Source organism: Stutzerimonas sp. 21-1 (assembly GCF_056336065.1).
Genome location: NZ_CM150500.1, coordinates 3433458 through 3456497, shown reverse-complemented (window position 1 = coordinate 3456497; position 23040 = coordinate 3433458). Strand labels below are relative to the sequence as shown.

Genomic DNA, 23040 nt, shown 5'->3' with positions numbered 1-23040 from the left:
CGCGCTCAGAACAGCCGGCGCTCCGCGCGCAGGGTCAGCAGGCCGTCACAGCGCGGGTTGCGCCCGGAATAGGCGCCACACTCGGCGCGTTGCAGATTCGAATCGCTGTAGGAAAGATCGAACTGCAGGCCGAGCCAAGGGCGCGTCAGATTGAGCGACCAGTCGCTGAACAGGCTGACGCTGCCGCCGGCGAACCGGTGCGGGGTGGCCAGCGCGTGGCTGGAGTAGCTCAGCCGCACCCCGACACCGAAGGGCGTCACCCGGCCCAGATCGAGATACAACGTGCTGTCGCGGCGCTCGGCCGTGCTGTTCAACGCCGCGCCAAGGCTGCGGCTGCCCAGCGTGAGGCCGCCGTAATACTGCAAACGCCCCCAGTCGTCGCTTTCCGGGAAGCTGTAGCGCATCAGGCCGAGTTCGTAGCCGAGCTGGCCGTCCACCGCTTGCTGCAGATAGCCGAGGTAGGAATTGACTTCCAGCTGGCGGCCCTCGGTGAGGCCGACGCTCGGCGTCCACTGGCCAACATACAGGCCGCTGGCGTGGCTGAGGTCGAGGCCGCCGTGGAACGCGCCGCTCGCGCCCGGCTGCACCAGGCCCTGGGCCATGCTGCGCACGGGTTCGGTGCCGAGCGTGAGATCGAACGCGCCAAGGTCGCGCTCGAGCGTGCCTGGCTGACCGGCGCAGCCCGCCATCAGCAGCAGGCCGGCGAGGAGTGGAGTGAAGCGGTGCATGGGTTTTGACGCAGATTTGCAACCGGCGCAGGATAGGCGCTGACGACGCGGCGGCGGCACCATCCGTCGGCCGCGCGGCCGCTATCGACCGGCGGTCGTGCCGATGGTGAGCGCCACCGCCGGGCCGGCGTCAAAAGTCAGAGCAGCAACCAGGCGCTGCGGGAGGTGATCATGGCAACAGGTTGGGCCGGCGACGGCGCCGTCCAGGAGCAGATCGACAGCACCATTGACGACGCGGTGCAGCGCGCCCGCAGCAGGCTGGCGCGCGGCGAAAGCCTGAAACATTGCGAGGAATGCGGCGTGGCGATCCCCGAGGCTCGCCGCCAGGCCGTGCCCGGCGTGCGTTTGTGCATTGCCTGCCAGGCTGAGGCGGACAAGCAGGAGGCCGCCTTCAGCGGCTACAACCGTCGAGGCAGCAAGGACAGCCAGCTGCGCTGATTGCGCGGCGCGTGGTCACGGCGCGCGGCGTGCCGTATCGAGGATCAGCTGCATGAGCGTCAGGTCCAGCCAGCGACCGAACTTGCAGCCGACTTGGCGCATCTGCCCGACATGGATGAAGCCCAGCTGCTGGTGCATGTGCACCGAGGCGCGATTCTCGCTCTCGATGGCGCCGACCATCACGTGCTGCCCGGCGCGGCGGGCGCGCTCGATCAGCTCGCGCATCAAGCCGCGACCGATGCCGCCGCCGCGCTGGCCATCGCGCACGTAGACCGAATGCTCGACGGTGTGGCGAAACCCCTCGTGCGGCCGCCACGGGCCGTAGCTGGCATACCCGACCACCTGCTGGGCATCGTCCAGCGCCACCAGCACCGGATGCCCCTGCGCCTCGCGCTCGGCGAGCCAGGCCTGGCGATTGGCCAGATCGACCGGCGTGTCGTTCCAGATCGCCGTGCTGTTCAGCACGGCGTCGTTGTAGATGAAGAGGATGCCTTCCAGATCGGTTTCACGGGCGTCGCGTATCAGCACGTTGCAGTCCTTGGGGAAATGGGCCGGAGAACACATTGACCAGTCTCTCAGACAATTGGTTGAACGATGGCGACACGCTGCGTTGTGATGCGGAAAAAGGCTCGGCCGCCCGGGCGCCCCGAAAGGCGCTCGGGGCACGGGGCGTCACGGCTGTCTGGAGCCGCTGAGCCGAGCGAAGAAGCGCTGCTTGGCCCATTCCGAACAGGCCGCATAAAGCAGCGTGATCAGCAGCACCGCGATAAGCACCGTGGCTGGTAGCGGTTGCAGGGCGAACCAGCCGCCCACCGGCGTATAGGGCAGCAGCACGGTGAGCAGGGCGACGAGCAGCGAACTGGCCAGCAGGAAACGGCCCGGCCGGCTGCGGTAGAACGGCTTGTGCGTGCGCACCACGAAGATGATCACCAGCTCGGTGATCAGCGACTCGACGAACCAGCCGCTGCGAAACAGCTCCGGCTGCTCGCCGACCAGATACAGCAGCACACCGAAGGTCAGCAGATCGAACGCCGAGCTGATCAGCCCGAACAGGATCATGAAGCGCCTCACCTCGCCGATGTCCCAGCGGTGCGGCGTGCGCGACCAGTCGGCATCGACACGGTCGCCGGCGATGCCGATGGCCGGGATGTCGGAGAGGAAATTGTTCAGCAGGATCTGCTTGGCCAGCAGCGGCAGGAACGGCAGGAAGAACGACGCCACAGCCATGCTGATCATGTTGCCGAAGTTGGCGCTGGTAGTCAGGTAGATGTACTTGAGCGTGTTGGCGAAGGTGCGCCGGCCTTCATCGATGCCCTGGCGGACCAGCGCCAGCTCGTGGCGCAGCAGCACGAAGTCGGCGGCCTCCTTGGCCACATCCACCGCGGTGTCCACGGAGATGCCGATATCCGCGGCGTGCAGCGCCGGCGCGTCGTTGATCCCGTCGCCGAGAAAGCCCACCACATGACCGGTCTTCTGCAGCGCGCGGATGATGCGCTCCTTCTGGTTGGGATCGACCTCGGCGAACAGGCTGATGCGTGGCGCCAGGTTGATCAGCGCCTCGTCGCGCATCTGCCCCAGTTCGCTGCCGGTGATGACGCGCTCGACCGGGATGCCGACGCTCTCGGCGACCTGCTGCGCGATCAGGCGGTTGTCGCCGCTGATGATCTTCACCGCCACGCCCAGCTCGCGCAGTGCGTCCAGTTCTTCGCGCACGCCCGGCTCGGGCGGATCGAAGAACAGCAGGAAACCGGCGAAGGTCAGGCCCTGCTCGTCATCGGTGCTGCAGTTCGGCTGCTCGAGCCAGCGGTAGGCGACACCCAGCACGCGGTAGCCGGCTGCGCTCCAGGTGGCGAAGCGCTCGCCGAGCGCTGCGCGCAGCGGTGCGCTCAGCGGCAGCACGGCATCGCCCTGCTGCACGGACTGCGACACCTGCAGAATGGTTTCCAGCGCGCCCTTGCAGATCAGCCGCGGCGCGGCCTGCCCGGCTTCGCGCACCAGCACGCTCAGGCGCTTGCGCGCGAAGTCATAGGGCACCTCGTCCAGCTTGTCGGCACTGGCCGGCGCCTGTGGTAGCTCGCGGACATGCTCGCAGATCGCCTCGTCCAGCGGATTGCGCAACCCGGTCTGCAGCGCGGCGTTGAGCCAGGCCAGGCGCAGCACCGCAGCGCTGGGCTGGCCGTCGACGTCGACCGCACCGTCGAGCGCCACCACACCGCGGGTCAGGGTGCCGGTCTTGTCGGTGCACAGGGTGTCCATTGCGCCGAGGTTCTCGATCGCGTTGAGGTGGCGCACGATCACCCCGCGCGTGGCCATCCGCCGGGCGCCGGCCGAAAGGGTCGCGCTGAGAATCGCCGGCAGCAGCTCGGGCGACAGCCCAACGGCCAGCGCGATGGCGAACATCAGCGTGTCCAGCGGCGGGCGGTCGAGGAACAGGTTGAGCCCGAGCACCGCGGTGATCATCACCAGCATGACCCGCAACAGTAGCCCGCCGAAATGGCGAAGGCCGCGCTCGAATTCGGTTTCCGGCGGGCGCAGCACCAGCGAGCGCTCGATGTGCCCCAGCTCGGTGTGCATGCCGCAGTTCACCGCCAGCAGGCGTGCCGTGCCGCTGCGCAGCGAGGTGCCGCGGAACAGGCAGTTGTCGCGCTGGGCGAGGCCGGCGGCGGCCTCCACCTGACCGGCCTGTTTGTTGACCGGGAAGGTTTCGCCGGTCAGCAGCGCCTGATTGACGAAGCAATCGCGCGCCTCGATCAAGCGACCGTCGGCGGGGATCAGGCTGCCGGCGGAGAGTTCGACGATGTCGCCGGGGACGACTTCGCTGGCCGGCAGGTTCTGTAGACGGCCGTCGCGCCAGACGTCGGCGCGGCTGGCCACCTGCTCGCGCAGACGCTCGATCGCCCGGTTTGAGCGGATTTCGTGCAGGCTGCCGACCAGCGCACTGGCCAGCACGATGCTCAGCACGATCAGCGCGTCCAGCCAGTCGTGCGCCACCAGCGCCACCACTGCGCCGATCAGCAGAATCAGCACCAGCGGGCTGGACAGCTGGCGCACCAGCGAGGCGCCGATCTGCCGCGCCAGGCTCGGCCGGTACGTGCGCCGCACGGATGGCTGGCGCATCGCCGCCGCCGCGCTGACAAGCCCGTCGGGGCCGCTCTGCAGCTCGGCGTACAGCGCTTCCAGCGGCACACTCCAATAATCCGTCGCGGTCGCCTCGGCCGCTTCTGCCGGGCTGCCGTGCAGCGCGTGGCGGGTGAGCCAGAAGCCGGGCAGCATCGGCAGCCAGAAGCTCAGCACGCGAAACAGCAAGGTTGCCGATAGCCCCGCCGCCAGTGGCACGCCGACCCAGCTGAGGGTGGCCACTGCCGCGGCCTCGAATGCGCCGAGGCCGCCCGGCACGATGCCGACGCTGCGCAGCACGCTGGCCAGCATGAAGCTGGCGAAGATCCCGGCAAACGGCGCACTGTGCCCTACTGCGTGCAACAGCGCCCACAGGGTCAGGGCATCAAACAGCACGATGGCCAGCGAATAGCCGCTTGCCTTCAACAACAGGCGCGGGTCCCGGGTCAGGCGAGGCTGCGCGGCGCACACCATCGCCAGCAACCGCTGCATCCAGCGCACCCGTTGCAGGCGTCCGACCAGTCGGCTCTGCGGCAGTCCGGCGATTAGCGGCGCGGCGATGGCCATCAAGCAGCAGAACAGCATGAACACGGCGCTGGTCGATATCACCGCCAGGCTCCCATGGCCATTGCCGATCGCAATGGCAAGCGCGGCAGCCAAGGCCAGCAGATAAGCGGCAAAGTAGCCCGAAACGCTGACAATGAAGCAGCTGGAGACCTGTGACAGTCCGATGCCGCGGCGCTGCAGCAGCGCCACTACCGCCACTGCTCCGCTGAAACCGGACGATGGCAGCGCCTGGTCGATGAACAGCTTGCTCAGGCTGAGCTTGGTGGCTTCCCACAGTGGCAGCACGGCGCCAGCGGCGCTCAGGACCATGCGGTACAGCAGACCTTGGACCAGATAGGTCGCGCACTGCAGGGCGATAGCGACGAACAGCCAGCCGGGCTCTGCCTGACGAAAAATCTTCGCGAAATGGCTGGCATCCGAGAGCTGCAAGACGCCGAGCACCAGTGCACCAAGCAGCGCCGCGCCCAGCAGCCAGGACAGCCAGACGAGCGGCTTGGCATTCTCGGGTGACTCGTGAAAGCCGGGCGCTTCGTGCATGCGTTAGATCCTGAAGTGGATTGAGGCAGTATGGATGTTCCGCCTGGCAGTGCGCCGCGGCATTGACACCGATCAGGCGTCTCCTGCGCGTCTCTTCAGCAATGCTAGATGGCGGACGCGGCTTCGCCACCGCGGGCCGCTTGCAGCCGCGGCCGGCGACTTCTAGCATGGCCGGCCCCTCTCGGAACGACTCGTCATGCCTCGTCCCCCGCGTCCCCGTGCGCCGCATTCGCCGGCCCGCGCCGCCCGTCCAGCTGCGCCGCGCCGTGTCGCCAAGGCGCCGCCAGCCGAGCCGCGTCTGCTGCTGCTGAACAAGCCATTCGACGTGCTGACCCAGTTCGCCGATGCCGATGGGCGTGCGACGCTGAAAGATTTCGTCGATGTGCCCGGCGTCTATCCCGCCGGGCGCCTCGATCGCGACAGCGAGGGCCTGCTGCTGCTGACCAACGACGGCCGCCTGCAGGCGCGCATTGCCGATCCTAAGCACAAGCTGCCCAAGGCTTACTGGGTGCAGGTGGAGGGTGAGGTAAGCGAAGAGCAACTCGAACGTTTGCGCAGGGGCGTCGAGCTGAACGATGGCCTGACGCTGCCGGCCGAGGCGCGGCGGCTGGACGAACCCGCGCTGTGGCCGCGCAACCCGCCGGTGCGCTTTCGCAAGAGCGTGCCGACCGCCTGGCTGGAGCTGGTGATCCGCGAGGGACGCAACCGTCAGGTGCGGCGCATGACGGCGGCGGTCGGGCTGCCGACCTTGCGGCTGGTGCGGGTGCGCATCGGGTCGTGGTCGCTCGACGGACTGCAGCCCGGCGAATGGCGGGAAGTGCCGGCGCGGCTGTAGCGCACCGGCTGCCGCGTCAGTAGTAAGACTTGATCACGTCGATGCCCTTGCCCAGCACCTCGCACCAGGCTTGCAGGTCTTCCTTGCCGGCCGCTTCGTCGTGCTCGCCGACCGTGCGCAGCAGCGCCGTCAGCCAGAGATCGTACAACTCGGGACGAATGTCGAAGCCGCTGCGCGAATGGCTCTGACCGAGTGCCTTGAGCTTGGTGTCCGGCATGCCGCGGGCGAACAGCACCAGATTGAGGATGCCGGCACGCAGCAGATGCTTCTGCGCGGCCATGTCGGTCTGCACGAACTTTTCGCGCACCATCGGCGAGCTGGCGAGGAAGTTGACGTAGAAATCATCGAAGAAGCTTGCGCTGGCGCAGCAGCGACCATAGCTCTGCATAACCCGATCAGTGGGTTTCATGGCTTTTCCTTGGCAAATAGCGACCCGGACCGCATCAGCATGACGCGGCCGCAGGTTCGGATGGGGAGGGCGATCAGATGCCTTCGAGGCTACCGATCACCAGGGTCTTGATGACGAAGCCGAGCACGCCCAACCCGAGCGCGCCGAACAGCACCAGCGTGCCGTAACGTCCGGCCTTCGATTTTTTTGCGAGATCCCAGACGATGAAGGCCATGAAGGCCACCAGGCCACCGACCAGGATGATCATCATCCATTCTTCGAAAACAGCTGGATCCATCGAATCCTCCGCATGACTAGGTCTGAAAACAGACGACGAGAGCTATGACAGCGGCAGGCGGATAGTTATCGAGCGGGGCTCTTATTGGATTGCGTGCGGGGCATAGCAAGGCGGCGCGGATTATACGCAATCGCCTCGGCCGGTGGGGCGCGGGTTCGTGAGCGGCGTCTCAGCCGCGCAGGTGCTCCAGCGGCAGTTCGGTACTGGAGGCCACCTGGCGCAGCACGAAGCTCGAACGCACGCTCGACACGCCTTCGATGCGCGTCAGCGTACCGAGCAGGAACTGCTGGTAATGCTCCATGTCCGGCACCACCACCTTGAGCTGGTAGTCGGCATCCATCCCGGTGACCAGGCTGCATTCGAGCACCTGCGGGCACTTGCCGATCACGCCTTCGAAGTGCTCGAAGCGCTCCGGGGTATGCCGATCCATGCCGATCAGTACGTAGGCAGTGAGCGTCAGGCCGAGCTTCTTGCGGTCGAGCAGGGCGACCTGGCGGGCGATGTAGCCGTCGTCCTCGAGTTGCTTGACCCGCCGCGAACAGGGCGAGGGCGACAGGCCGATGCGTTCGGCCAGGTCCTGGTTGGAGATGCGCGCGTCGTGCTGCAGTTCGGCGAGGATGCGCAGGTCGTAACGATCGAGTTTGCTCATTTCTGCTGCCGCCAAATTATGGATTGCGCAAAAGGATGATCTAGTTATCGATCATTGCGCAAGTGGGGTTTGTTTGAGCAATCTTCGCAAACATCTTTCGCGGCAGGGCGCGTAACCTGATCACAACTTCCGCTCCCGGCAGTAACGGTACCGGTCAACCGGCTGGTACATCCCTACTGCGCTTACCCAGCGTAGCGGTCCGGGACCCCACCGCCCACAAGGCGCTGGACGAAGATGCCGTTACCATCGGCCCGCCAGATGATCAGAGACCACGCTCCGGCGTGGTCTTTTTTTTGCCCACTAGTTTGCTTCGGGCTTCACCACTTCCTGCGGGTCGGCATGCACCAGCACTTCGGCGCGCGGGTAGCGTTCGTGAATGGTTGCCTCGACCTGATCGCACAACGCATGCGCGCGCGACAGCGACAGTTCGCCGGGCAGCTCCAGATGCAACTGGACGAACCAGTGGGTGCCGGAAACCCGCGTGCGCAGGTCGTGGCAGCCGAGTACGCCGGGTACGCTGCAGACCAGTCGGTGCATGTCCTCGCTGATCTCCGGGGACACCTCGGTGTCCATCAGCACCGCGCCGGCTTCGCGCAGGATGCTCGCCGCGCTCCACAGAATGTAGAAGGCGATCGCGATGCCGAAGATGGCGTCCAGCTGCGCCCAGCCGTAGCTGGCCAATACCAGTGCCAGCAGGATGCTGCTGTTGAGCAGCAGGTCCGAGCGGTAGTGCAGCGAGTCGGCGCGGATCGCCGTCGAGCCGGTGACGCGCACCACATGTTGCTGATAGGCCAGCAGCGCCACGGTCAGCACCAGCGAAACGACGATTACCACGATACCCAGCAGCGGCGCGCCCAGCGGTTGCGGATGCAGCAGGCGGTCGACGCCCTGGGCGCCGACCAGCAGCGCACTGACGCCGATGAACGCCGCCTGCCCGAGTCCGGCGAGCGCCTCGGCCTTGCCGTGGCCGTAGCGATGGTCATCGTCGGCCGGACGCAACGAGTAGTGCACCGCCAGCAGGTTGAGCAGCGAGGCGGCGCCGTCGAGCAGCGAGTCGGTCAGGCCCGCCAGCAGGCTCACCGAACCGCTCAGCCACCAGGCCACCGCTTTGCTCACGGCCAAAAACAGCGCCACCGCCAGCGCGGCGCCGGTGGCGCGGCGTAGCAGGCGGGCGTGTTCGACGCTGATATTACGGCTGCCCGCGGCCATCAGGCAGCAGTCCGCAGGCCGTAGGCGGCGAGCTGTTCGTGGTTGCCGTGCTGCTCGATCAGACGCGGATCATCCAGCGGCAGGCTGCGGCCGAGTTCCTGTTCGAGGATGGCCTTCAGGCGCGCCGGGTCGACCTGCCCGTCGGCACCAATGGCGTCCTGCAGCTTGTCTGGCGCGACCGAATACTGGCCTTCGGGCAGGTAGATGGCGCCGGTGGCGAAATCGATGCCGAAGGCGATCAGCCCGGGAATCACGTAGAACAGCAGGCCGATGGCGTTCAGTGCGGCAATCGCCGGATCGATGCGGCCCTCGATCTGGCCGCGACGGTCCGGATAGAACAGCGTGCCGCAGGCGGCCAGCTGGGTCAGCAGGGAGGCGGCCAGTAGGCCGCCGATGACGCGGGAACGAGTACGCATGGGGACCTCCGCAGAAAGTGGCGCAACTATACAAGGGCTGCGTGATGTTTTCCTGATATCGGACCGCCCCGCCCGCGTCGCTGTTCACGCCGGCAAGCGTCCGGTGATGTCGCTGCGTGCAGCCGTTCGGCGCGTGCCCGTTTGCTCTTACAATCGTGCCCCTTGAATGGAGCCGCTCATGACCCCGCTACCCATCGACGAGGCGCTGCCCGCGCTGCGCCAGGCCCTGCAACAGCGCGACGAAGCGGTGCTCGAAGCACCGCCGGGCGCTGGCAAGACCACCCGTGTGCCGCTGGCGCTGCTCGACGAGTCGTGGCTGGCCGGGCAGAAGCTCATCATGCTCGAACCGCGCCGCCTGGCCGCGCGCGCGGCAGCCGAGCGACTGGCCAGCGAGCTGGGCGAGCGGGTTGGCGAGACCGTTGGCTATCGCATCCGCCTGGACAGCAAGGTCGGGCCGCAAACGCGCATCGAGGTGGTCACCGAGGGCATTCTGGCGCGGCGCCTGCAGGACGATCCGGCGCTGGAAGGCGTCGGCCTGGTGATCTTCGATGAGTTCCACGAGCGCAGCCTGGACGCCGATCTGGCGCTGGCGCTGACGCTCAATGCGCGGGTGCTGCTGCGCGACGCGCCGCTCAAGGTGCTGCTGATGTCGGCCACGCTGGAGGGCGCGCGGCTTTCCAGCCTGCTCGACGAGGCGCCGGTGGTGCGCAGCGAGGGGCGCATGCATCCGGTGGCGCTGCGCTGGGGGCGGCCGTACCAGGCCGGCGAACGCATCGAGGCACGGGTGGTGCAAACCGTGGTGCAGGCGCTGGAGGAGCAACATGGCAGCGTGCTGGTGTTCCTCCCCGGTCAGGCGGAGATTCGCCGCGTCAACGAGGCGCTGGCCGAGCAGCTGGACGGGCGCGGTGACGTGCTGCTCTGTCCGCTGCACGGCGAGCTGGAGCTGGCCGCCCAGCGCGCGGCGATCGAGCCGGCGCCGGCCGGCAAGCGCAAGGTGGTGCTGGCGACCAATATCGCCGAGACCAGCCTGACCATCGAAGGCGTGCGGGTGGTGGTCGATGCCGGCCTGGCGCGGGTGCCGCGCTTCGATCCCGGCAGCGGCATGACGCGCCTGGAGACGCGGCGCATCGCGCGCGCCTCGGCGACCCAGCGCGCCGGCCGCGCCGGACGCCTGGAGCCGGGCGTCTGCTACCGGCTGTGGTCCGAGGAGCAGCATGCGCAGCTGGCGGCGTATGGCGAGGCGGAAATCCTGCAGGCCGATCTGGCTGGCGTCGCCCTGCAACTGGCGCGCTGGGGCGCCGAGCCGGACGAGCTGGCCTGGCTCGACGCGCCGCCGGCTGCCGCCTACGCCCAGGCGCAGGCGCTGCTGGAGCGCCTCGGGGCGCTACGCCGTGGTCCGCAGGGCGGCTGGCAATTGACCGGCCACGGCCAGGCAATGGCCGGGCTGCCGGTGCATCCGCGACTGGCGCATCTGCTGCTGCGTGGCCAGGCACTCGGGCAGGCGGCGCTGGCGGCGGACATCGCCGCACTGCTCAGCGAGCGTGACACCCAGCGTGGCGGCGGCGCCGACCTCGCCCTGCGCCTGCATCAGCTGCAGGAGGGGCGCGGTGCCGGCGTGCAGCGCGTGCGCCAGCTGGCCCGGCAGTTCCGCGGTTTGCTGCGTGGCAGCGGAGCGGCGCCGGCCACGCTGAGCGAGGCGCAGGCCATCGCCGCGTTGCTGGCGTTCGCCTACCCCGACCGCGTCGCCCGCCAGCGCCGCGAAGGCGGCGGTGCCTATCGCCTGGCCAACGGCCGCGCGGCGCAGTTCGACGAACCCGATGCGTTGATGAAGGAACCCTGGCTGGTGATCGCCGAACTCGGCAGTCATCAGGGCCGGCGCGAGGAACGCATCTACCGTGCCGTCGCGCTCGATCCGGCGCTGTTCGACGACGTGCTCGTCGAGCAGGTCAGCCTGCACGACGAACTGGAGTGGGACGAGCGCGAGGGCGTGCTGCGCGCCGAGCGTCAGCGCCGCGTTGGTGAGCTGGTGCTCGCTCGCGAGCCGCTGCCGCAGCTGGATGACGACGCGCGTGGGCGGGCGCTGCTCGGCCTGGTGCGGCGCAAGGGCCTGGAGCTGCTGCCGTGGACGCCCGAGCTGCGCCAGTGGCAGGCGCGCATCGCGCTGCTGCGGCAGCTCGATCTGGAGCGCAGCGGCGACAGCGAATGGCCGGACGTCAGCGATGCCGCGCTGCTCGCACGGCTGGAAGACTGGCTGCTGCCCTATCTGGGCAAGGTGTCGCGGCTGGCGCACTTCGCCCAGCTCGACCTCGCCGCCATGCTCGCCACGCTGCTGCCCTGGCCGTTGCCGCAGCGCCTGGAGGAGCAGGCGCCGCAGGCGCTTGCGGTGCCCTCCGGTTCGCGTATCCGCCTGGACTACAGCGAGCGGCCGCCGGTGCTGGCGGTGCGGCTGCAGGAGCTGTTCGGCCTGGCCGAGACGCCGCGCATCGCCGGCGGCCGCCAGCCGGTCAAGCTGCACCTGCTATCGCCGGCGCGGCGCCCGGTGCAGGTGACGCAGGACCTGGCGAGTTTCTGGGCCAACACCTATGCCGAGGTGAAGAAGGATCTCAAGGGGCGCTATCCCAAGCACTACTGGCCGGACGACCCGCTGATCGCCGAGCCTACCGCGCGGGCAAAACCACGCGGGCAGTAGCGGGTGCACTCGCCGCGCCGGTCACGCTGACGTCTTCGCCAGCCTCGCGCAGTTCGGCATAGGCCTTTTCCAGGGCGGCCAGTACCGCCGCGCTGTCGCGGGTATGCCGCGAGACGATGAAGTGGATCGGTGTCGCGCCGATCGGCAGGTAGGGCAGTTCGTCCAGCTGCAGTCGCTCGCGCATCAGGTCTATCGACAGCCCGTAATCGAGCAGGAAGTCGGCGCGCCGGTAACGCAGCATCTGCAGGGCCGATTCGTGATTGCTGGTGCGCAGCAGACGCACCTTCAGCGCCGGGTCGTGCAGCAGCTGGGTGACGGCGGGCCAGTAACTGTGGCCACCGATGACGATCACCCCCTGCCCGGACAGCCCCTCGGGAAGGCGCGGCGCCGGCGTGTCCGGGCGGAAGTAGAGATTGAGCTGCGCATGCCCGAGCGTCTGCCGGCTTTCCAGCGTATGCGCCGCCAGCTCGGGTTTGCCCGGGGTGCCGACCCACATATCGATGTTGCCGTTCTGCAGCGCGGCGTACAGGCGGGCGCTGGGTAACGCGCGAAACTGCGCACGGTAGCCGGCGCGCTGCGCGACCCGGCGGGTCAGGTCAGCCATCGGCCCGCGGGCACGCTGCTGGGCGTCGCTGTAGATCACCGGGGCGAATTCGGCATAGCCGACGATCAGTCGCGGCTGCACGAGCGCATCGGCATGCGCCGGGAAATGGCTTGCCAGCAGCAGGGCGATGAACAGGAAAGAAACTTTCAAGGATGAAAAACGCCGTCCGTGGTATGTCGCGGGAAGCAGGATGCGCACTCCGCCGGGGTTTGTCCATGCGCCGGATGTCACTGGCGCAGGAAAGCCGCGCCCACGGCGCCTATGCTCAAGGCGCAGGAGCCGGATCTAGGAGACGCCTATGCGGCGCAAGGTTTTCACCAGCAGAGTGTTCGAACGCAAGGTAGTGCTGATTACCGGCGGCTGCGCCGGCATCGGTCGTGCGCTGGCGGTGCGCATGGCGCAGGCGGGCGCGCGGCTGGTGATCTTCGATCTCGATCAGGTCGCGCTCGACAGTCTGGTGCAGCATCTGGCCGATCATCACAACGCCCAGGCGCTGGGACTGCGCTGCGATGTCAGCGACCGCGAGGCGGTGCAGCAGGCGATGACGCTGGTCATCGAGCGTTACGGCGGCATCGACGTGCTGGTCAACAACGCCGGCATCACCCATCGCAGCCGCGTGGCGGACACCAGCCTGACGGTGTTCCAGCGGATCATGGCGGTGAACTTCTACGGCGCGCTGCATTGCACCCAGGCGGCGCTGCCGAGCCTGCTCGCCCGTGGTGGCCAGATCATCGTGCTCAGTTCGCTGTCGCAGTACGCCCCGGTGCCGGACCGCGCCGCCTACAACGCCAGCAAGCACGCACTGCACGGGCTGTTCGAAACCCTGCGCGGCGAACTGCAGGGCAGCGACGTCAACGTGATGCTGGTGTGTCCGGGCTACACCGCCACCGATCTGCGCAAGAACGTGCTGGTCGGCGACGGCTCCACCGCGCCGCAGCCGGTGCTGACCCTGGGGCGGGTGGCGTCGCCGCAGGATGTGGCCGAGGCGATCTACCGCGGCGCGCTCCGGCGCCGCAAGCTGCTGGTGCTGTCCAATCTCGACTGGCGCGCGCAACTGCTGGCGCGCTGTTTCCCGCGTTTGTATCAGAGCCTGCTGTTGCCGCGACTGGCCCGGTCACCCCGCTAGGCCGGCGTGCCGTAGAGGCTGTGCATCAGCGCCTCGTCCCAGTAAGTCGCCTCGATCTTGTGGCCGTCGAGGTCGCGAACGAAGCAGCCGTAATAGGGTTCGCCATACTCCTGGCGTGGCCCCGGAGCGCCTTCGTCGCGGCCGCCGGCGGCGAGCGCGGCGCGATGGAAGGCATCCACCGTGGCCCGGTCGGCGGCGAAGAAGCCGACGTGGCTGCCATTGCCCACCGAGGCGGGGGCGCCGTCGATCGGTGTCTGGATCCAGAACTCCGGGTATTCGCGGCCCCAGGCCGCCGCGCCGGGATGTTCGAGGATGCGCTTGCAGCCGAGCGTGGCGAGTACCTGGTCGTAGAACGCAACCGCGGCGTCGAACTGCGCGGTGCCGAGCGAGATGTGCGAGAGGATGCTGGGGTTGGTTGCGGTCATGGCGGCGCTCACATAGCGGGTGACCGGAGCAAGCCTAGCAGGCCCCGGCAGTGCTGCCGGGGCGTCGGGCGAACGGTCAGATGTGGCCGCGATCGCCCGCCGGCGTATCGCTGCAGAGCATGAAGCAACGGAACAGCATGATCGTCGGCAGCAGCTGCAGCACGCCGACCAGCGCATCGAGCGCCAGCCGCGGCAGCGGCCCGACCGCGCCGTCGCCGACCATCGCACCGGCCAGCCAGGCCTCAATCAGCCACAGCGGCAGCAGCACGCTCAGCACGCAGCCGAGCACCAGCAGGAAGCGTCCGCGGGTGAGTGCGAAACTCGCCTTGATCGCCGCCAGCGGCGACAACCCGCGCAGTACCAGAAGGAACTCGGCGAAGGCGATCTTCACCATCACCCAGATACCCGGCAACACGAACAGCGAGGCGCCGAGCATGATCAGCAGCGTGCCGAGGCCGGTGAGCACCGCCAGCGCCGGCCACAGCGGCAGAGCCCGGGCCAGCACGGCGCGCGGACCGGGCGCATGGCCACGGCTGCGGGCGTCGAGAAAAAGGATCAATGCACCGGTGTAGAGCGGGTAGAACAGCATGCCCACCAGCAGCTCCTGCGCCGGCAGCGAATCCTCGCCCAGCCAATGGTCCACCGCCAGCCGCGCGCCGCTCTCGAGCAGGATCAGCGGCAGGCACAGGCGCACGATCGCGCCGAAGTGGCGGGTATAGAAGAACCAGGCGTCACGCAGGATGGCAAGAACGTTCATCGCATCGAAGGCTGAGCAGCAAATCGGGGCGCCACTGTAGCCGATGCGCCGCGAGCAGGACATGCGCGGTGTAGCCGTCCATACTGGCGGCCCGTGAGCAGGCTGTTGGAAAACTGCCTGGCCTACGTTTTTCAACCGCCTGCAAGTCCAACGAGTCGCCGCGTGAAGAAGATCGCCCTGTTCGCCGATGTGCAGAACCTCTACTACACGGTACGCCAGGCCTATGGCTGCCACTTCGACTACACCGCGTTGTGGGCCGACGTCAGCCGGCGTGGCACCATCGTCGAGGCTTATGCCTACGCCATTGACCGCGGCGATGCGCGCCAGCAGCAGTTCCAGCAGATCCTGCGCAACCTCGGTTTCACGGTGAAGCTCAAGCCCTACATCCAGCGCAGCGACGGCTCGGCCAAGGGCGATTGGGACGTGGGCATCACCATCGACGTGCTGGATGCCGCGGCGCGGGTCGACGAGGTGGTGCTGGCCTCCGGTGACGGCGACTTCGACCTGCTGCTCGAGCGCGTGCGCGCCGGCGGCGGCGAGGCGATTGCGTATGGCGTGCCGGGGCTGACGGCGCAGTCGCTGATCCGCGCGGCGACGCGCTACGTGCCGATCGAGGGCGAGTTACTGCTGCGTGGCTGAATGTAGGGTGGATGACGCTTCATCCATCCACCGGGGCAATGCAGGGAGGTTGCGTGATTTGCCTATCGGGCGAACCGTGCCGCGGTGGAAAACGCTGCGCGGTTTTCCACCCTACGCGGGCAACGTAGCGGTGCTGCGGTCGTAGGGTGGATGGCGCTTTCTCCATCCACCGCAACGCTCGTCAGGCTTCGCCGAGAGCCGCCAGGCGCTGGCGCACCGCGGCCTCGATACCGGCGGCATCCAGGCCGCATTCGGCGAGCATCTCGCTAGGTTTGGCGTGTTCGACGTAGCTGTCCGGCAGGCCGAGGTGCAGCAGCGGCATGACCACCGCTTCGGCTGCGAGGAATTCGGCGACCGCGCTGCCGGCGCCGCCCATGATGCTGTTCTCCTCGATCGTCACCAAGAGCTCATGCTCGGCGGCCAGCCGGCGCAGCAGCGCCTCGTCCAGCGGCTTGACGAAGCGCATGTCGACCACCGTGGCGTCCAGCGTTTCACCCACCTGCAGCGCCTCGGGCAGCTGCACGCCAAATACCAGCAGGGCGACGCGGTTGCCCTGACGGCGCACCACACCCTTGCCGATTTCCAGCGGCGCCAGGCCCGGCTCGATGGTCGCGTTCGGCCCGCTGCCGCGCGGGTAGCGCACCGCCGCCGGGCCCTCGAACAGGTAGCCGGTGGTGAGCATGCGGCGCATCTCGTTCTCGTCGCTCGGCGTCATGATCAGCATGCCGGGGATGCAGCGCAGGTAGGACAGGTCGAAGCTGCCGGCGTGGGTCGGGCCGTCCTCGCCGACCAGACCGGCGCGGTCGATGGCGAACAGCACATCGAGGTTCTGCACCGCGACGTCGTGGATCAGCTGGTCGTAGGCGCGCTGGAGGAACGTCGAATAAATCGCCACCACCGGCTTCAGGCCCTCGCAGGCCATGCCGGCGGCGAGCGTCACGGCATGTTGCTCGGCGATGGCGACGTCGAAGTAGCGATCCGCGTAGCGTTCGCTGAAGGCCACCAGATCGGAGCCCTCCTTCATCGCCGGGGTGATCCCGGTCAGGCGCGGATCGGCGGCGGCCATGTCGCACAGCCACTGGCCGAACACGTTGGAGTACTTCGGCCCGGAAGGCTGCTTCGGCTTGGCGGGCGCGCCCACCGGCTCCAGCTTGCTGATCGCATGCCAGGTGATCGGATCGGCCTCGGCCGGGGCGAAGCCCTTGCCCTTCTTGGTCACCACGTGGAGAAACTGTGGGCCATCGAGGTCGCGCATGTTGCGCAGGGTGGCGATCAGCGTCGGCAGGTCGTGGCCGTCGATCGGGCCGATGTAGTTCCAGCCGAGTTCCTCGAACAGCGTGCCGGGCACCAGCATGCCCTTGGCGTACTCCTCGGTGCGACGGGCGATTTCCCAGGCGCCGGGCAGGCGCGAGAGCACCTTCTTGCTGCCCTCGCGCATGCTCGCGTAGGTGCGGCTGGAAAGGATCTTGGCCAGGTAGTTGGACATGCCGCCGACGTTGCGCGAGATCGACATGTCGTTGTCGTTGAGCACGACGAGCATGTTGGCGCCGACTTCCGGCGCGTGGTTGAGCGCCTCGAAGGCCATGCCGGCGGTCAGCGCACCGTCGCCGATCACCGCGATGGCCTTGCGCTTCTCGCCCTTGAGCCGGGCGGCGATGGCCATGCCCAGCGCGGCGCCGATCGAGGTGCTGGAATGGCCGACGCCGAAGGTGTCGTATTCGCTCTCGCTGCGCCGCGGGAAGGCGGCCAGGCCGTCTTTCTGGCGCAGCGTGCTCATGCGCTGGCGGCGCCCGGTGAGGATCTTGTGCGGATAGGCCTGATGGCCGACATCCCAGACCAGACGGTCGTCAGGGGTATCGAAGACGTAGTGCAGAGCGATGGTCAGCTCGATCACGCCGAGGCCGGCACCGAAGTGCCCGCCCGTCTGGCCGACGCTGAACAGCAGATCCTGGCGCAGTTCGTTGGCGAGCTCGTCGAGTTCCGCCTCGCCCAGTCGGCGCAGCTGCTCGGGCGTCGCCGCTCGGTCAAGAACGGGCGTCGCAGGGCGCACCCGAGGAATCTCATGGAACGTCTTGGGCATCAGGCGGATCGTTTTGTCGTTGAAAAAAGAGCGGCAGTTTACCCGATGGGGGCGACGATAAGAACGGCCGCGCGCTCGGTGGGGCTTCGTCGCGGCCGCGCTGGCGGCGGCCGGATGCGTCAGCTGCGGCGTTCGACGATGAAGCGCGCCAGCTCGCGCAGCGGTTCGGCGGCGATATCGAAGGGGCGCAGCGCATGCAGGGCCTGATCGCGCAGTTCGATGGCGTAGGCCTTGGCCTCATCCAGCCCGAGCAGCGCCGGGTAGGTCGGCTTGTCGCGGGCGATGTCGGCGCCCTGGTGCTTGCCGAGCGTGGCGGTGTCGCTTTCGACGTCGAGGATGTCGTCCTGCACCTGGAACGCCAGGCCGATCGCCCGGGCGTAGTGACTCAGCGCGCCGAGGCTGTCGGCGTCGGCATGGCCGCTGGCCAGTGCGCCGAGCTGCACGCTGGCCTCGATCAGCGCGCCGGTCTTGTGCCGGTGCATCAGCTCCAGCGCTTCGCGGTCGAGTTTCAGACCGACCGAACCGAGGTCGATGGCCTGACCGCCGACCATGCCGGCCGGGCCTGCGGCACGTGCCAGTACGGCGAACATGCGCAGGCGCAACGCGGCGTCAGCCGGATTGTGCCGCGCCTCGGCCATCGCCTCGAACGCCAGGCTCTGCAGGCCGTCGCCGGCGAGAATCGCGCAGGCTTCGTCGAAGGCCTTGTGGGTGGTCGGCTGGCCGCGGCGCAGGTCGTCATCGTCCATCGCCGGCAGGTCGTCGTGCACCAGCGAGTAAGCGTGGATCAGCTCGACCGCGCAGGCGGCGCCATCGGCTGTCGCGCGGTCGCCGCGCAGCGCTTCGCAGGCGGCGTAGACCAGCAGCGGACGCACGCGCTTGCCGCCGTTCATCACGCTGTAGCGCATTGCCTGGTAGAGGCGTTCGAGCTGCGGACGCGGAGGGGCGAAGAGCGCGTCGAGGCAGCTGTCGACGCGTTGCTGACAGTCTTTCTGGTAGTCGCCGATGATCATGCCTGGGTATCCGGCTCGAAGGGCGCTTCCTGCAGGGCGCCGTCGCGTTCGAGCAGGATCTGCACCTTCTGTTCGGCCTGGCTCAGCGCCGCCTGGCAGTCGCGCGTCAGGCCGATGCCCTGTTCGAAGCAGGTCAGTGAGTCCTCCAGCGACAGCTCGCCACTTTCCAGGCGTTCGACCAGTTGCTGCAGTTCGGCGAGGGATTGTTCGAAATCGAGGGCGGCTTTCTTGCGGGCCATGCGGGCACCTGTCGGCGGCGGGTCGGAAACGGGCGCGACATTAGCAAAGAAGCCCTGTCGCAGCCACCCGTTCGCCGGCATCCGCTCAGGCGAGGTAGGTGGCCCAGAAGTAGTAAAGCGTCATGCCGCTGCCGACCAGGATCACCAGTGCGCGCAGCCAGCTCGCCGGCAGTTTCTGACTCAGCGCACCGCCGGCGTAGCCGCCGAGCGTTGCGCCGCCGAGCAGGATCAGCAGTTCGAACCAGCTGACCCGCCCGGCGAAGATGAAGGTCAGGCTGGCGACGCTGTAGATCACCGCCGAGATCAGGTTCTTCAGCGCGTTGGCGCGCACCAGCGCATGCCCTTCGATGGAGAACGCCGCCAGCTGCAGAATGCCCATGCCGGCGCCGAAGTAGCCGCCGTAGATCGACACCAGACCATGCGCGCCGAGCGACAGCGGCGAGTGCGGTGGCACGGCGCTTTCCTTGCGCCGCGCGGCCAGCCAGCGGCTGAGTCGCGGGCTGGCGGCGAACAGCGCGGTAGCGGCGAGCAGCAGCCAGGGAATTAGCAGGCTGAACACGTCGTCGCCGCCGGCCAGCAGCAGCAAGCCGCCGAGCAGCCCGCCGGCCAGACCGGCCAGCAGCAGCGGCAGCAGGTAGCGGCCGAGCGGACGCAGGCTTGCGCGTGCCGCCCAGGCGCCGGCCAGGCTGGCGGGCCAGAGCGCCACGGCATTGGTGGCATTGGCGGTCACCGGCGGCAGGCCGATGGCCAGCAGCGCCGGGAAGGAGAAGAAGGTACCGCCGCCGGCCAGTGCGTTCATCCCGCCGGCGGCGAAACCGGCGGCGACCAGCAGCAGAATCTCGAAGATCGACATGAGGCAGGGTCCGTGGCAAAAACGGGCAGGGTAGCCAGCCCGTGGCGCCAAGGCCAGCCGCACATGGCGCGGCTCAGCCGTCCAGCGGCAATAACAGCGCGGGCGTCGGCGGGATGACACCGGCCAGCAGGCATTCCTGAGCGGCCAGCGGGCGCGCGTAGTGGTAGCCCTGCAGGCTCGGGCAGTTGTTCAGCCGCAGGAACGCCGCCTGACGCTCGTTCTCCACCCCCTCGGCGACCACGTGCAGGCCCAGGTGTGCCGCCATCGTCAGAATGCCGCGCACCAGCGCCACCGAGTGTTCGCTGTCGGGCAGGCCGGCGACGAATTCGCGGTCGATCTTGATGCCGTCGAAGGGGAAGCGCTGCAGGTAGGTCAGCGAGGCGTAGCCGGTGCCGAAGTCGTCGAGCAGCAGCGGCAGGCCGGCGGACTTGAGGCGGGTGAGGGTCTGCTGTACATGCTCGTCGGCCTCCAGCAGCGCGCTCTCGGTGATCTCCAGTTCCAGCAGTTCCGCCGGTGTGTCTTCCTCGGCAAGGATGGCGAGCAGGCTGCCGGCCAGATCGGCCTGACGGAAATCCAGCGGCGAAAGGTTCACCGCGATCCGCAGTCGGTGACCCTGTTCGCGCCACTGGCGCGCCTGTCGGCAGGCCTGGCGGAACACCCAGCGGGTGGTTTCGATGATCAGCCCGCTGTCTTCGAGCACCGGGATGAATTCGCCTGGCGGTACCAGGCCGCGCTCGGGCGAATTCCAGCGCAGCAGCGCTTCCATCACCTCGGGTTCGCCCGCGGCGTTTACCTGCGCCTGGTAATGCAGCACGAACTGCTCCTCGTCCAGCGCGCGGCGCAACGCCTGCTCGAGCTGACGGCGGCGCTCGGCCGCGGCGCTGAGCTCCTGGCTGAAGAAACGCGTGCAGTTGCGCCCGGCATCCTTGGCGGCGTACAGCGCCAGGTCGACCTGCTTGAGCAGCTCGCTGGCACTGCCGCGGCCGTCGCTGCTGGCGATGCCGATGCTGGGGGTGACGAAACACTCGTACTGGTTGATGCGCATGGGCGGCTGGAAGCCTTCGATCAGATGCTCGGCCAGTAGTCCGGCCTGCTGCGCGTCGCTGCGTTCCAGCAGCAGCATGAACTCGTCGCCGCCGGTGCGCGCCAGCAGTGCCGGCTCCGGTGCCAGCTGGCGCAGGCGCTCACCAACCTGGACCAGCAGACGGTCGCCGATCTCGTGGCTGAGGGCGTCGTTGATGCGCTTGAAGTGATCCAGATCGAGGTACAGCAGGCTCAGCTCCACGCGCTCGCTGAGCAGTTGCTCGAGCCGCTGGACCAGGAAGTTGCGGTTGGCCAGCTGCGTCAGCGGGTCGAAATGCGCCAGGAAGCGCAGACGCTGCTCGGCGCGCAGACGGTCGCCAATGTCGCGCAGCAGCACCAGCGCGTGCGTTTGACCGTTGCGCAGGAAGGGCGTGCAGGTGAATTCCAGCGGCACCTGCTGGCCGTGCCGGTGCCCGGTCAGCTGCAGCACGCTGTTGGCCGGTGCGCGCTGCAGCCGCTCGGTGGCGTCCGGCTCGATCAGGCGGTCGGCCGGAACATTGCCCACCAGCTCGTCCGGTGCGCAATCGAACAGGGCGGCGGCAGCCGGGTTGGCCTGTTGCACGCGCAGCTCGCCGTCGACCACCAGCATGCCGATCGGCGCCGTGTCGATGAGGTTGCGCATCAGCTGCTCGCTTTCCTGCTGGGCGAGCCGGCGCTGGTGCAGCTGGTTCATCATCTGGCTGAAGGTGGTGGCGAGCTGGCCGATCTCGTCCCGGCCGCTGACGGCGGGCGGCTGCGGCTGCTGATCCTGGGCGAAGGACCGCGCGGCCCGGTCGATGCGGGCCAGGCGCCGGGTGATCAGGTGGTTGTAGAGCAGGTTGAGCGCCAGTCCGAGCAGTACCAGCAGGCTCAGCGTCTGCGCCAGGTAGAACCAGCCGTCGCGACGGGTCTGCGCCACGACCGGCGCGAAGTCGAATTCCACCAGCAGCGCCTCGCGCAGCGGCGCACCCGTTTGGGTGGTGCGGTCCAGCGGGTAGATGACCAGCTGCCGCGCCGACGAATCGCCCAGCCAGCCGGCGCGGCCACTGCGCACGTAGTCGGTGAGCACGTCCGGGTCGATCAGCGTCAGCTTGGTCGGGTCCAGGCCCAGGCGGGTACTGCCGATGACGCGCAGCTGCTGGTCGATGACCATCGCCCAGCGCACGCCCTGCAGGCTGGCGACGTCGGCCAGCTCGGTCTGCAGCTCGGCGGTACGGCCCAGGCGCCGGTGGTCGCTCAGGCTGCTCTGCAGCAGCGCCAGGTGCTGGCGGGTATGGATGCGCCAGTGCTCCAGCGTCTCCTCGACGCGACTTGGCATGTGCCAGGCAGTCAGCAGCAGGGTGAACGTCAGGGCGAACAGGCCGAGCAGCAGCGGCAACGACAGACGCAGGGAATAGCGGGTCAGCATTTCCTACCTCGGCATTCGGCAAGCAACTGTTGGGCGGGGCGCGGATTGGCGAGCAGACCGCGCTCGCTCAGATAATCGCTCAGATGCTGGACGCTGCGCAGCAGCTGGCCGCTGTCCTGCCATTGGCGGTTGAGCGCGGCGTCGCCCATCACCACCCCGGCCAGCGTGACCTGCATCGCCTCGGCGCTGAGCCCGAGGCGTGCCTGCAGGCGCGGGTCGGTTTCCGCGCGGTTTTCCTGCCAGGTGCGCAACGAGGTGAGCCACAGCGCCTTGAGCTGCCGGCGCCGTTCGGTGCTGACGTGCCGGCGGTCGACCACCAGCACGTCGACGATCTCCCCGGGCAGCTGCCGGCTGTCGAACAGCCGCCGCGCGCCGTGGCGCTCCAGTGCCGGCCCTTCCGAGGCGAAGGTGATCACCGCATCGACCTTGCCCTCGCGGAAGGCCTCGACGTGCTCGTGCACCGGCAGGCTGACCACGGTCACGTCGTCGATGCTCAATTGCGCCTGGTCGAGCAGACGCTCCAGAAAGAATGCACCGAGCGCCGTGTTCTCGACGCCGATGCGCTGTCCCTTCAGCGCGTCCAGCGAGGCGATCGGTGCGCGCGTGAACAGCGCATCGGCACCGGCGGAGACGTTGGCGACCAGCACGATCTCCAGGTCGAGTTCCGGCGCGCGGTCCTGCAACAACAGCACTTCGTCCAGCGTCAGCAGCGCGGCGTCCAGCATGCCGTTGCGAAATCCGCGCAGCACACCGGTGGTCGTCGGATACTCGACCAGGCGCACGCCGGCGGATTCGGTCCAGCGCAGATCGTCGGCCAGATAGATCGGTCCATAGCCCAGCCAGCGATTGCTGCCGACGCGAGTCGGCTCGGTATTCGGCTGGCAGCCGAGCAGAATCAGGCCAAGCAGCAACAGAAGTGTCAGGCGCATCCTGCGACCTCGTGATGGTTGAGTGCCACCATAGCGG

Annotated in this window: 22 protein-coding genes; 5 read left to right on the top strand and 17 right to left on the bottom strand. The window is 68.2% G+C overall.

Translation table 11 applies throughout. From position 1 onward, the window contains the following. Nucleotides 1-5 precede the first annotated feature (5 nt). Nucleotides 6-728 carry a TorF family putative porin gene (locus tag AC0ZJQ_RS16630; RefSeq protein WP_476476956.1) on the bottom strand — a complete coding sequence of 241 codons (723 nt, stop codon included), beginning with the start codon at nt 726-728 and terminating at the stop codon, nt 6-8. A 171-nt stretch (nt 729-899) separates the two neighbouring features. Between AC0ZJQ_RS16630 and AC0ZJQ_RS16625 the strand changes: the two genes are divergently transcribed. Further along, nucleotides 900-1166, top strand: coding sequence for a DksA/TraR family C4-type zinc finger protein (locus AC0ZJQ_RS16625; protein ID WP_008569678.1), 267 nt, complete (start codon nt 900-902; stop codon nt 1164-1166). 15 nt (nt 1167-1181) lie between these two features. Here AC0ZJQ_RS16625 and AC0ZJQ_RS16620 read toward each other — a convergent pair whose 3' ends face one another. Together AC0ZJQ_RS16620 and mgtA are read right to left on the bottom strand one after the other, a co-directional pair. Then, nucleotides 1182-1694 carry a GNAT family N-acetyltransferase gene (locus tag AC0ZJQ_RS16620; protein ID WP_302473981.1) on the bottom strand — a complete coding sequence of 171 codons (513 nt, stop codon included), beginning with the start codon at nt 1692-1694 and terminating at the stop codon, nt 1182-1184. 144 nt (nt 1695-1838) lie between these two features. Further along, the gene (gene mgtA / locus AC0ZJQ_RS16615; protein WP_476476955.1) at nt 1839-5387 is read right to left on the bottom strand and encodes a magnesium-translocating P-type ATPase; all 3549 of its coding nucleotides are present in this window, start codon (nt 5385-5387) and stop codon (nt 1839-1841) included. A gap of 196 nt (nt 5388-5583) precedes the next feature. Between mgtA and AC0ZJQ_RS16610 the strand changes: the two genes are divergently transcribed. Continuing rightward, entirely contained in the window at nt 5584-6222 is a 639-nt protein-coding gene (locus AC0ZJQ_RS16610; protein ID WP_242683857.1) for a pseudouridine synthase, read from the top strand. Nucleotides 6223-6238: 16 nt separating this feature from the next. Here the strand turns inward: AC0ZJQ_RS16610 and AC0ZJQ_RS16605 are convergent, their stop codons facing one another. The 5 genes from AC0ZJQ_RS16605 to AC0ZJQ_RS16585 all read right to left on the bottom strand — a co-directional run bounded on the left by AC0ZJQ_RS16605 (nt 6239) and on the right by AC0ZJQ_RS16585 (nt 9182). Then, nucleotides 6239-6631 (bottom strand): globin, encoded by a 393-nt coding sequence (locus AC0ZJQ_RS16605; RefSeq protein ID WP_165593707.1) that lies wholly within the window; start codon nt 6629-6631, stop codon nt 6239-6241. A 73-nt stretch (nt 6632-6704) separates the two neighbouring features. After that, entirely contained in the window at nt 6705-6908 is a 204-nt protein-coding gene (locus tag AC0ZJQ_RS16600; RefSeq protein WP_003290551.1) for a DUF2788 domain-containing protein, read from the bottom strand. Between the two features lie 169 nt (nt 6909-7077). Beyond that, nucleotides 7078-7557, bottom strand: a complete 480-nt coding sequence (locus tag AC0ZJQ_RS16595; RefSeq protein ID WP_008569683.1) for an Lrp/AsnC family transcriptional regulator — start codon at nt 7555-7557, stop codon at nt 7078-7080. Nucleotides 7558-7857: 300 nt separating this feature from the next. Continuing rightward, nucleotides 7858-8766: a cation diffusion facilitator family transporter gene (locus tag AC0ZJQ_RS16590; protein ID WP_165593706.1), complete on the bottom strand. Its 909-nt coding sequence runs from the start codon at nt 8764-8766 to the stop codon at nt 7858-7860. Next, the gene (locus AC0ZJQ_RS16585) at nt 8766-9182 is read right to left on the bottom strand and encodes a polyribonucleotide nucleotidyltransferase (protein ID WP_165593705.1); all 417 of its coding nucleotides are present in this window, start codon (nt 9180-9182) and stop codon (nt 8766-8768) included. The genes AC0ZJQ_RS16590 and AC0ZJQ_RS16585 overlap by 1 nt, the downstream gene beginning before the upstream one ends. 178 nt (nt 9183-9360) lie before the next feature. Between AC0ZJQ_RS16585 and hrpB the strand changes: the two genes are divergently transcribed. Then, on the top strand, nt 9361-11871 hold the full coding sequence (gene hrpB, locus AC0ZJQ_RS16580; protein ID WP_165593704.1) for an ATP-dependent helicase HrpB: 2511 nt from the start codon (nt 9361-9363) through the stop codon (nt 11869-11871). On the opposite strand, the gene AC0ZJQ_RS16575 is transcribed toward hrpB, so the two are convergent. Continuing rightward, nucleotides 11840-12625 carry a substrate-binding periplasmic protein gene (locus AC0ZJQ_RS16575; RefSeq protein WP_155550722.1) on the bottom strand — a complete coding sequence of 262 codons (786 nt, stop codon included), beginning with the start codon at nt 12623-12625 and terminating at the stop codon, nt 11840-11842. The genes hrpB and AC0ZJQ_RS16575 overlap by 32 nt on opposite strands. A 148-nt stretch (nt 12626-12773) precedes the next feature. Between AC0ZJQ_RS16575 and AC0ZJQ_RS16570 the strand changes: the two genes are divergently transcribed. Beyond that, nucleotides 12774-13601, top strand: a complete 828-nt coding sequence (locus AC0ZJQ_RS16570; RefSeq protein ID WP_155550721.1) for an SDR family oxidoreductase — start codon at nt 12774-12776, stop codon at nt 13599-13601. Here AC0ZJQ_RS16570 and AC0ZJQ_RS16565 read toward each other — a convergent pair. Further along, nucleotides 13598-14026, bottom strand: a complete 429-nt coding sequence (locus AC0ZJQ_RS16565; protein ID WP_476476954.1) for a VOC family protein — start codon at nt 14024-14026, stop codon at nt 13598-13600. The genes AC0ZJQ_RS16570 and AC0ZJQ_RS16565 overlap by 4 nt on opposite strands. Before the next feature lie 76 nt (nt 14027-14102). Then, the gene (locus AC0ZJQ_RS16560) at nt 14103-14783 is read right to left on the bottom strand and encodes a YciC family protein (RefSeq protein ID WP_165593703.1); all 681 of its coding nucleotides are present in this window, start codon (nt 14781-14783) and stop codon (nt 14103-14105) included. A gap of 162 nt (nt 14784-14945) precedes the next feature. On the opposite strand from AC0ZJQ_RS16560, the gene AC0ZJQ_RS16555 reads away from it, so the two are divergent. Next, nucleotides 14946-15422 carry a LabA-like NYN domain-containing protein gene (locus tag AC0ZJQ_RS16555; protein ID WP_008569693.1) on the top strand — a complete coding sequence of 159 codons (477 nt, stop codon included), beginning with the start codon at nt 14946-14948 and terminating at the stop codon, nt 15420-15422. A gap of 181 nt (nt 15423-15603) precedes the next feature. Here the strand turns inward: AC0ZJQ_RS16555 and dxs are convergent, their stop codons facing one another. The 6 genes from dxs to AC0ZJQ_RS16525 all read right to left on the bottom strand — a co-directional run bounded on the left by dxs (nt 15604) and on the right by AC0ZJQ_RS16525 (nt 23003). After that, on the bottom strand, nt 15604-17502 hold the full coding sequence (dxs, locus tag AC0ZJQ_RS16550) for a 1-deoxy-D-xylulose-5-phosphate synthase (protein WP_165593702.1): 1899 nt from the start codon (nt 17500-17502) through the stop codon (nt 15604-15606). A 119-nt stretch (nt 17503-17621) separates the two neighbouring features. Then, nucleotides 17622-18512, bottom strand: coding sequence for a polyprenyl synthetase family protein (locus tag AC0ZJQ_RS16545; protein ID WP_476476953.1), 891 nt, complete (start codon nt 18510-18512; stop codon nt 17622-17624). After that, entirely contained in the window at nt 18509-18751 is a 243-nt protein-coding gene (locus AC0ZJQ_RS16540; protein ID WP_003290524.1) for an exodeoxyribonuclease VII small subunit, read from the bottom strand. The genes AC0ZJQ_RS16545 and AC0ZJQ_RS16540 overlap by 4 nt, the downstream gene beginning before the upstream one ends. 85 nt (nt 18752-18836) lie before the next feature. Further along, nucleotides 18837-19604: a sulfite exporter TauE/SafE family protein gene (locus tag AC0ZJQ_RS16535; protein ID WP_043297666.1), complete on the bottom strand. Its 768-nt coding sequence runs from the start codon at nt 19602-19604 to the stop codon at nt 18837-18839. A 73-nt stretch (nt 19605-19677) separates the two neighbouring features. Continuing rightward, nucleotides 19678-22074, bottom strand: a complete 2397-nt coding sequence (locus tag AC0ZJQ_RS16530; RefSeq protein WP_476476952.1) for a putative bifunctional diguanylate cyclase/phosphodiesterase — start codon at nt 22072-22074, stop codon at nt 19678-19680. Further along, complete coding sequence (locus AC0ZJQ_RS16525) at nt 22068-23003, bottom strand: ABC transporter substrate-binding protein (protein WP_314018024.1); 936 nt, start codon at nt 23001-23003, stop codon at nt 22068-22070. The genes AC0ZJQ_RS16530 and AC0ZJQ_RS16525 overlap by 7 nt, the downstream gene beginning before the upstream one ends. Between the last annotated feature and the right edge of the window lie 37 nt (nt 23004-23040).

What these genes read in the sequence shown, in the direction of transcription:
- AC0ZJQ_RS16525 (WP_314018024.1), bottom strand. Translation starts at nt 23,003, where the DNA reads ATGCGCCTGACACTTCTGTTGCTGCTTGGCCTGATTCTGCTCGGCTGC.
- AC0ZJQ_RS16590 (WP_165593706.1), bottom strand. Translation starts at nt 8,766, where the DNA reads ATGGCCGCGGGCAGCCGTAATATCAGCGTCGAACACGCCCGCCTGCTA.
- AC0ZJQ_RS16565 (WP_476476954.1), bottom strand. Translation starts at nt 14,026, where the DNA reads ATGACCGCAACCAACCCCAGCATCCTCTCGCACATCTCGCTCGGCACC.
- AC0ZJQ_RS16535 (WP_043297666.1), bottom strand. Translation starts at nt 19,604, where the DNA reads ATGTCGATCTTCGAGATTCTGCTGCTGGTCGCCGCCGGTTTCGCCGCC.
- AC0ZJQ_RS16540 (WP_003290524.1), bottom strand. Translation starts at nt 18,751, where the DNA reads ATGGCCCGCAAGAAAGCCGCCCTCGATTTCGAACAATCCCTCGCCGAA.
- AC0ZJQ_RS16625 (WP_008569678.1), top strand. Translation starts at nt 900, where the DNA reads ATGGCAACAGGTTGGGCCGGCGACGGCGCCGTCCAGGAGCAGATCGAC.
- AC0ZJQ_RS16595 (WP_008569683.1), bottom strand. Translation starts at nt 7,557, where the DNA reads ATGAGCAAACTCGATCGTTACGACCTGCGCATCCTCGCCGAACTGCAG.
- AC0ZJQ_RS16560 (WP_165593703.1), bottom strand. Translation starts at nt 14,783, where the DNA reads ATGAACGTTCTTGCCATCCTGCGTGACGCCTGGTTCTTCTATACCCGC.
- hrpB (WP_165593704.1), top strand. Translation starts at nt 9,361, where the DNA reads ATGACCCCGCTACCCATCGACGAGGCGCTGCCCGCGCTGCGCCAGGCC.
- dxs (WP_165593702.1), bottom strand. Translation starts at nt 17,502, where the DNA reads ATGCCCAAGACGTTCCATGAGATTCCTCGGGTGCGCCCTGCGACGCCC.
- AC0ZJQ_RS16605 (WP_165593707.1), bottom strand. Translation starts at nt 6,631, where the DNA reads ATGAAACCCACTGATCGGGTTATGCAGAGCTATGGTCGCTGCTGCGCC.
- mgtA (WP_476476955.1), bottom strand. Translation starts at nt 5,387, where the DNA reads ATGCACGAAGCGCCCGGCTTTCACGAGTCACCCGAGAATGCCAAGCCG.
- AC0ZJQ_RS16570 (WP_155550721.1), top strand. Translation starts at nt 12,774, where the DNA reads ATGCGGCGCAAGGTTTTCACCAGCAGAGTGTTCGAACGCAAGGTAGTG.
- AC0ZJQ_RS16600 (WP_003290551.1), bottom strand. Translation starts at nt 6,908, where the DNA reads ATGGATCCAGCTGTTTTCGAAGAATGGATGATGATCATCCTGGTCGGT.
- AC0ZJQ_RS16530 (WP_476476952.1), bottom strand. Translation starts at nt 22,074, where the DNA reads ATGCTGACCCGCTATTCCCTGCGTCTGTCGTTGCCGCTGCTGCTCGGC.
- AC0ZJQ_RS16585 (WP_165593705.1), bottom strand. Translation starts at nt 9,182, where the DNA reads ATGCGTACTCGTTCCCGCGTCATCGGCGGCCTACTGGCCGCCTCCCTG.
- AC0ZJQ_RS16545 (WP_476476953.1), bottom strand. Translation starts at nt 18,512, where the DNA reads ATGATCATCGGCGACTACCAGAAAGACTGTCAGCAACGCGTCGACAGC.
- AC0ZJQ_RS16630 (WP_476476956.1), bottom strand. Translation starts at nt 728, where the DNA reads ATGCACCGCTTCACTCCACTCCTCGCCGGCCTGCTGCTGATGGCGGGC.
- AC0ZJQ_RS16610 (WP_242683857.1), top strand. Translation starts at nt 5,584, where the DNA reads ATGCCTCGTCCCCCGCGTCCCCGTGCGCCGCATTCGCCGGCCCGCGCC.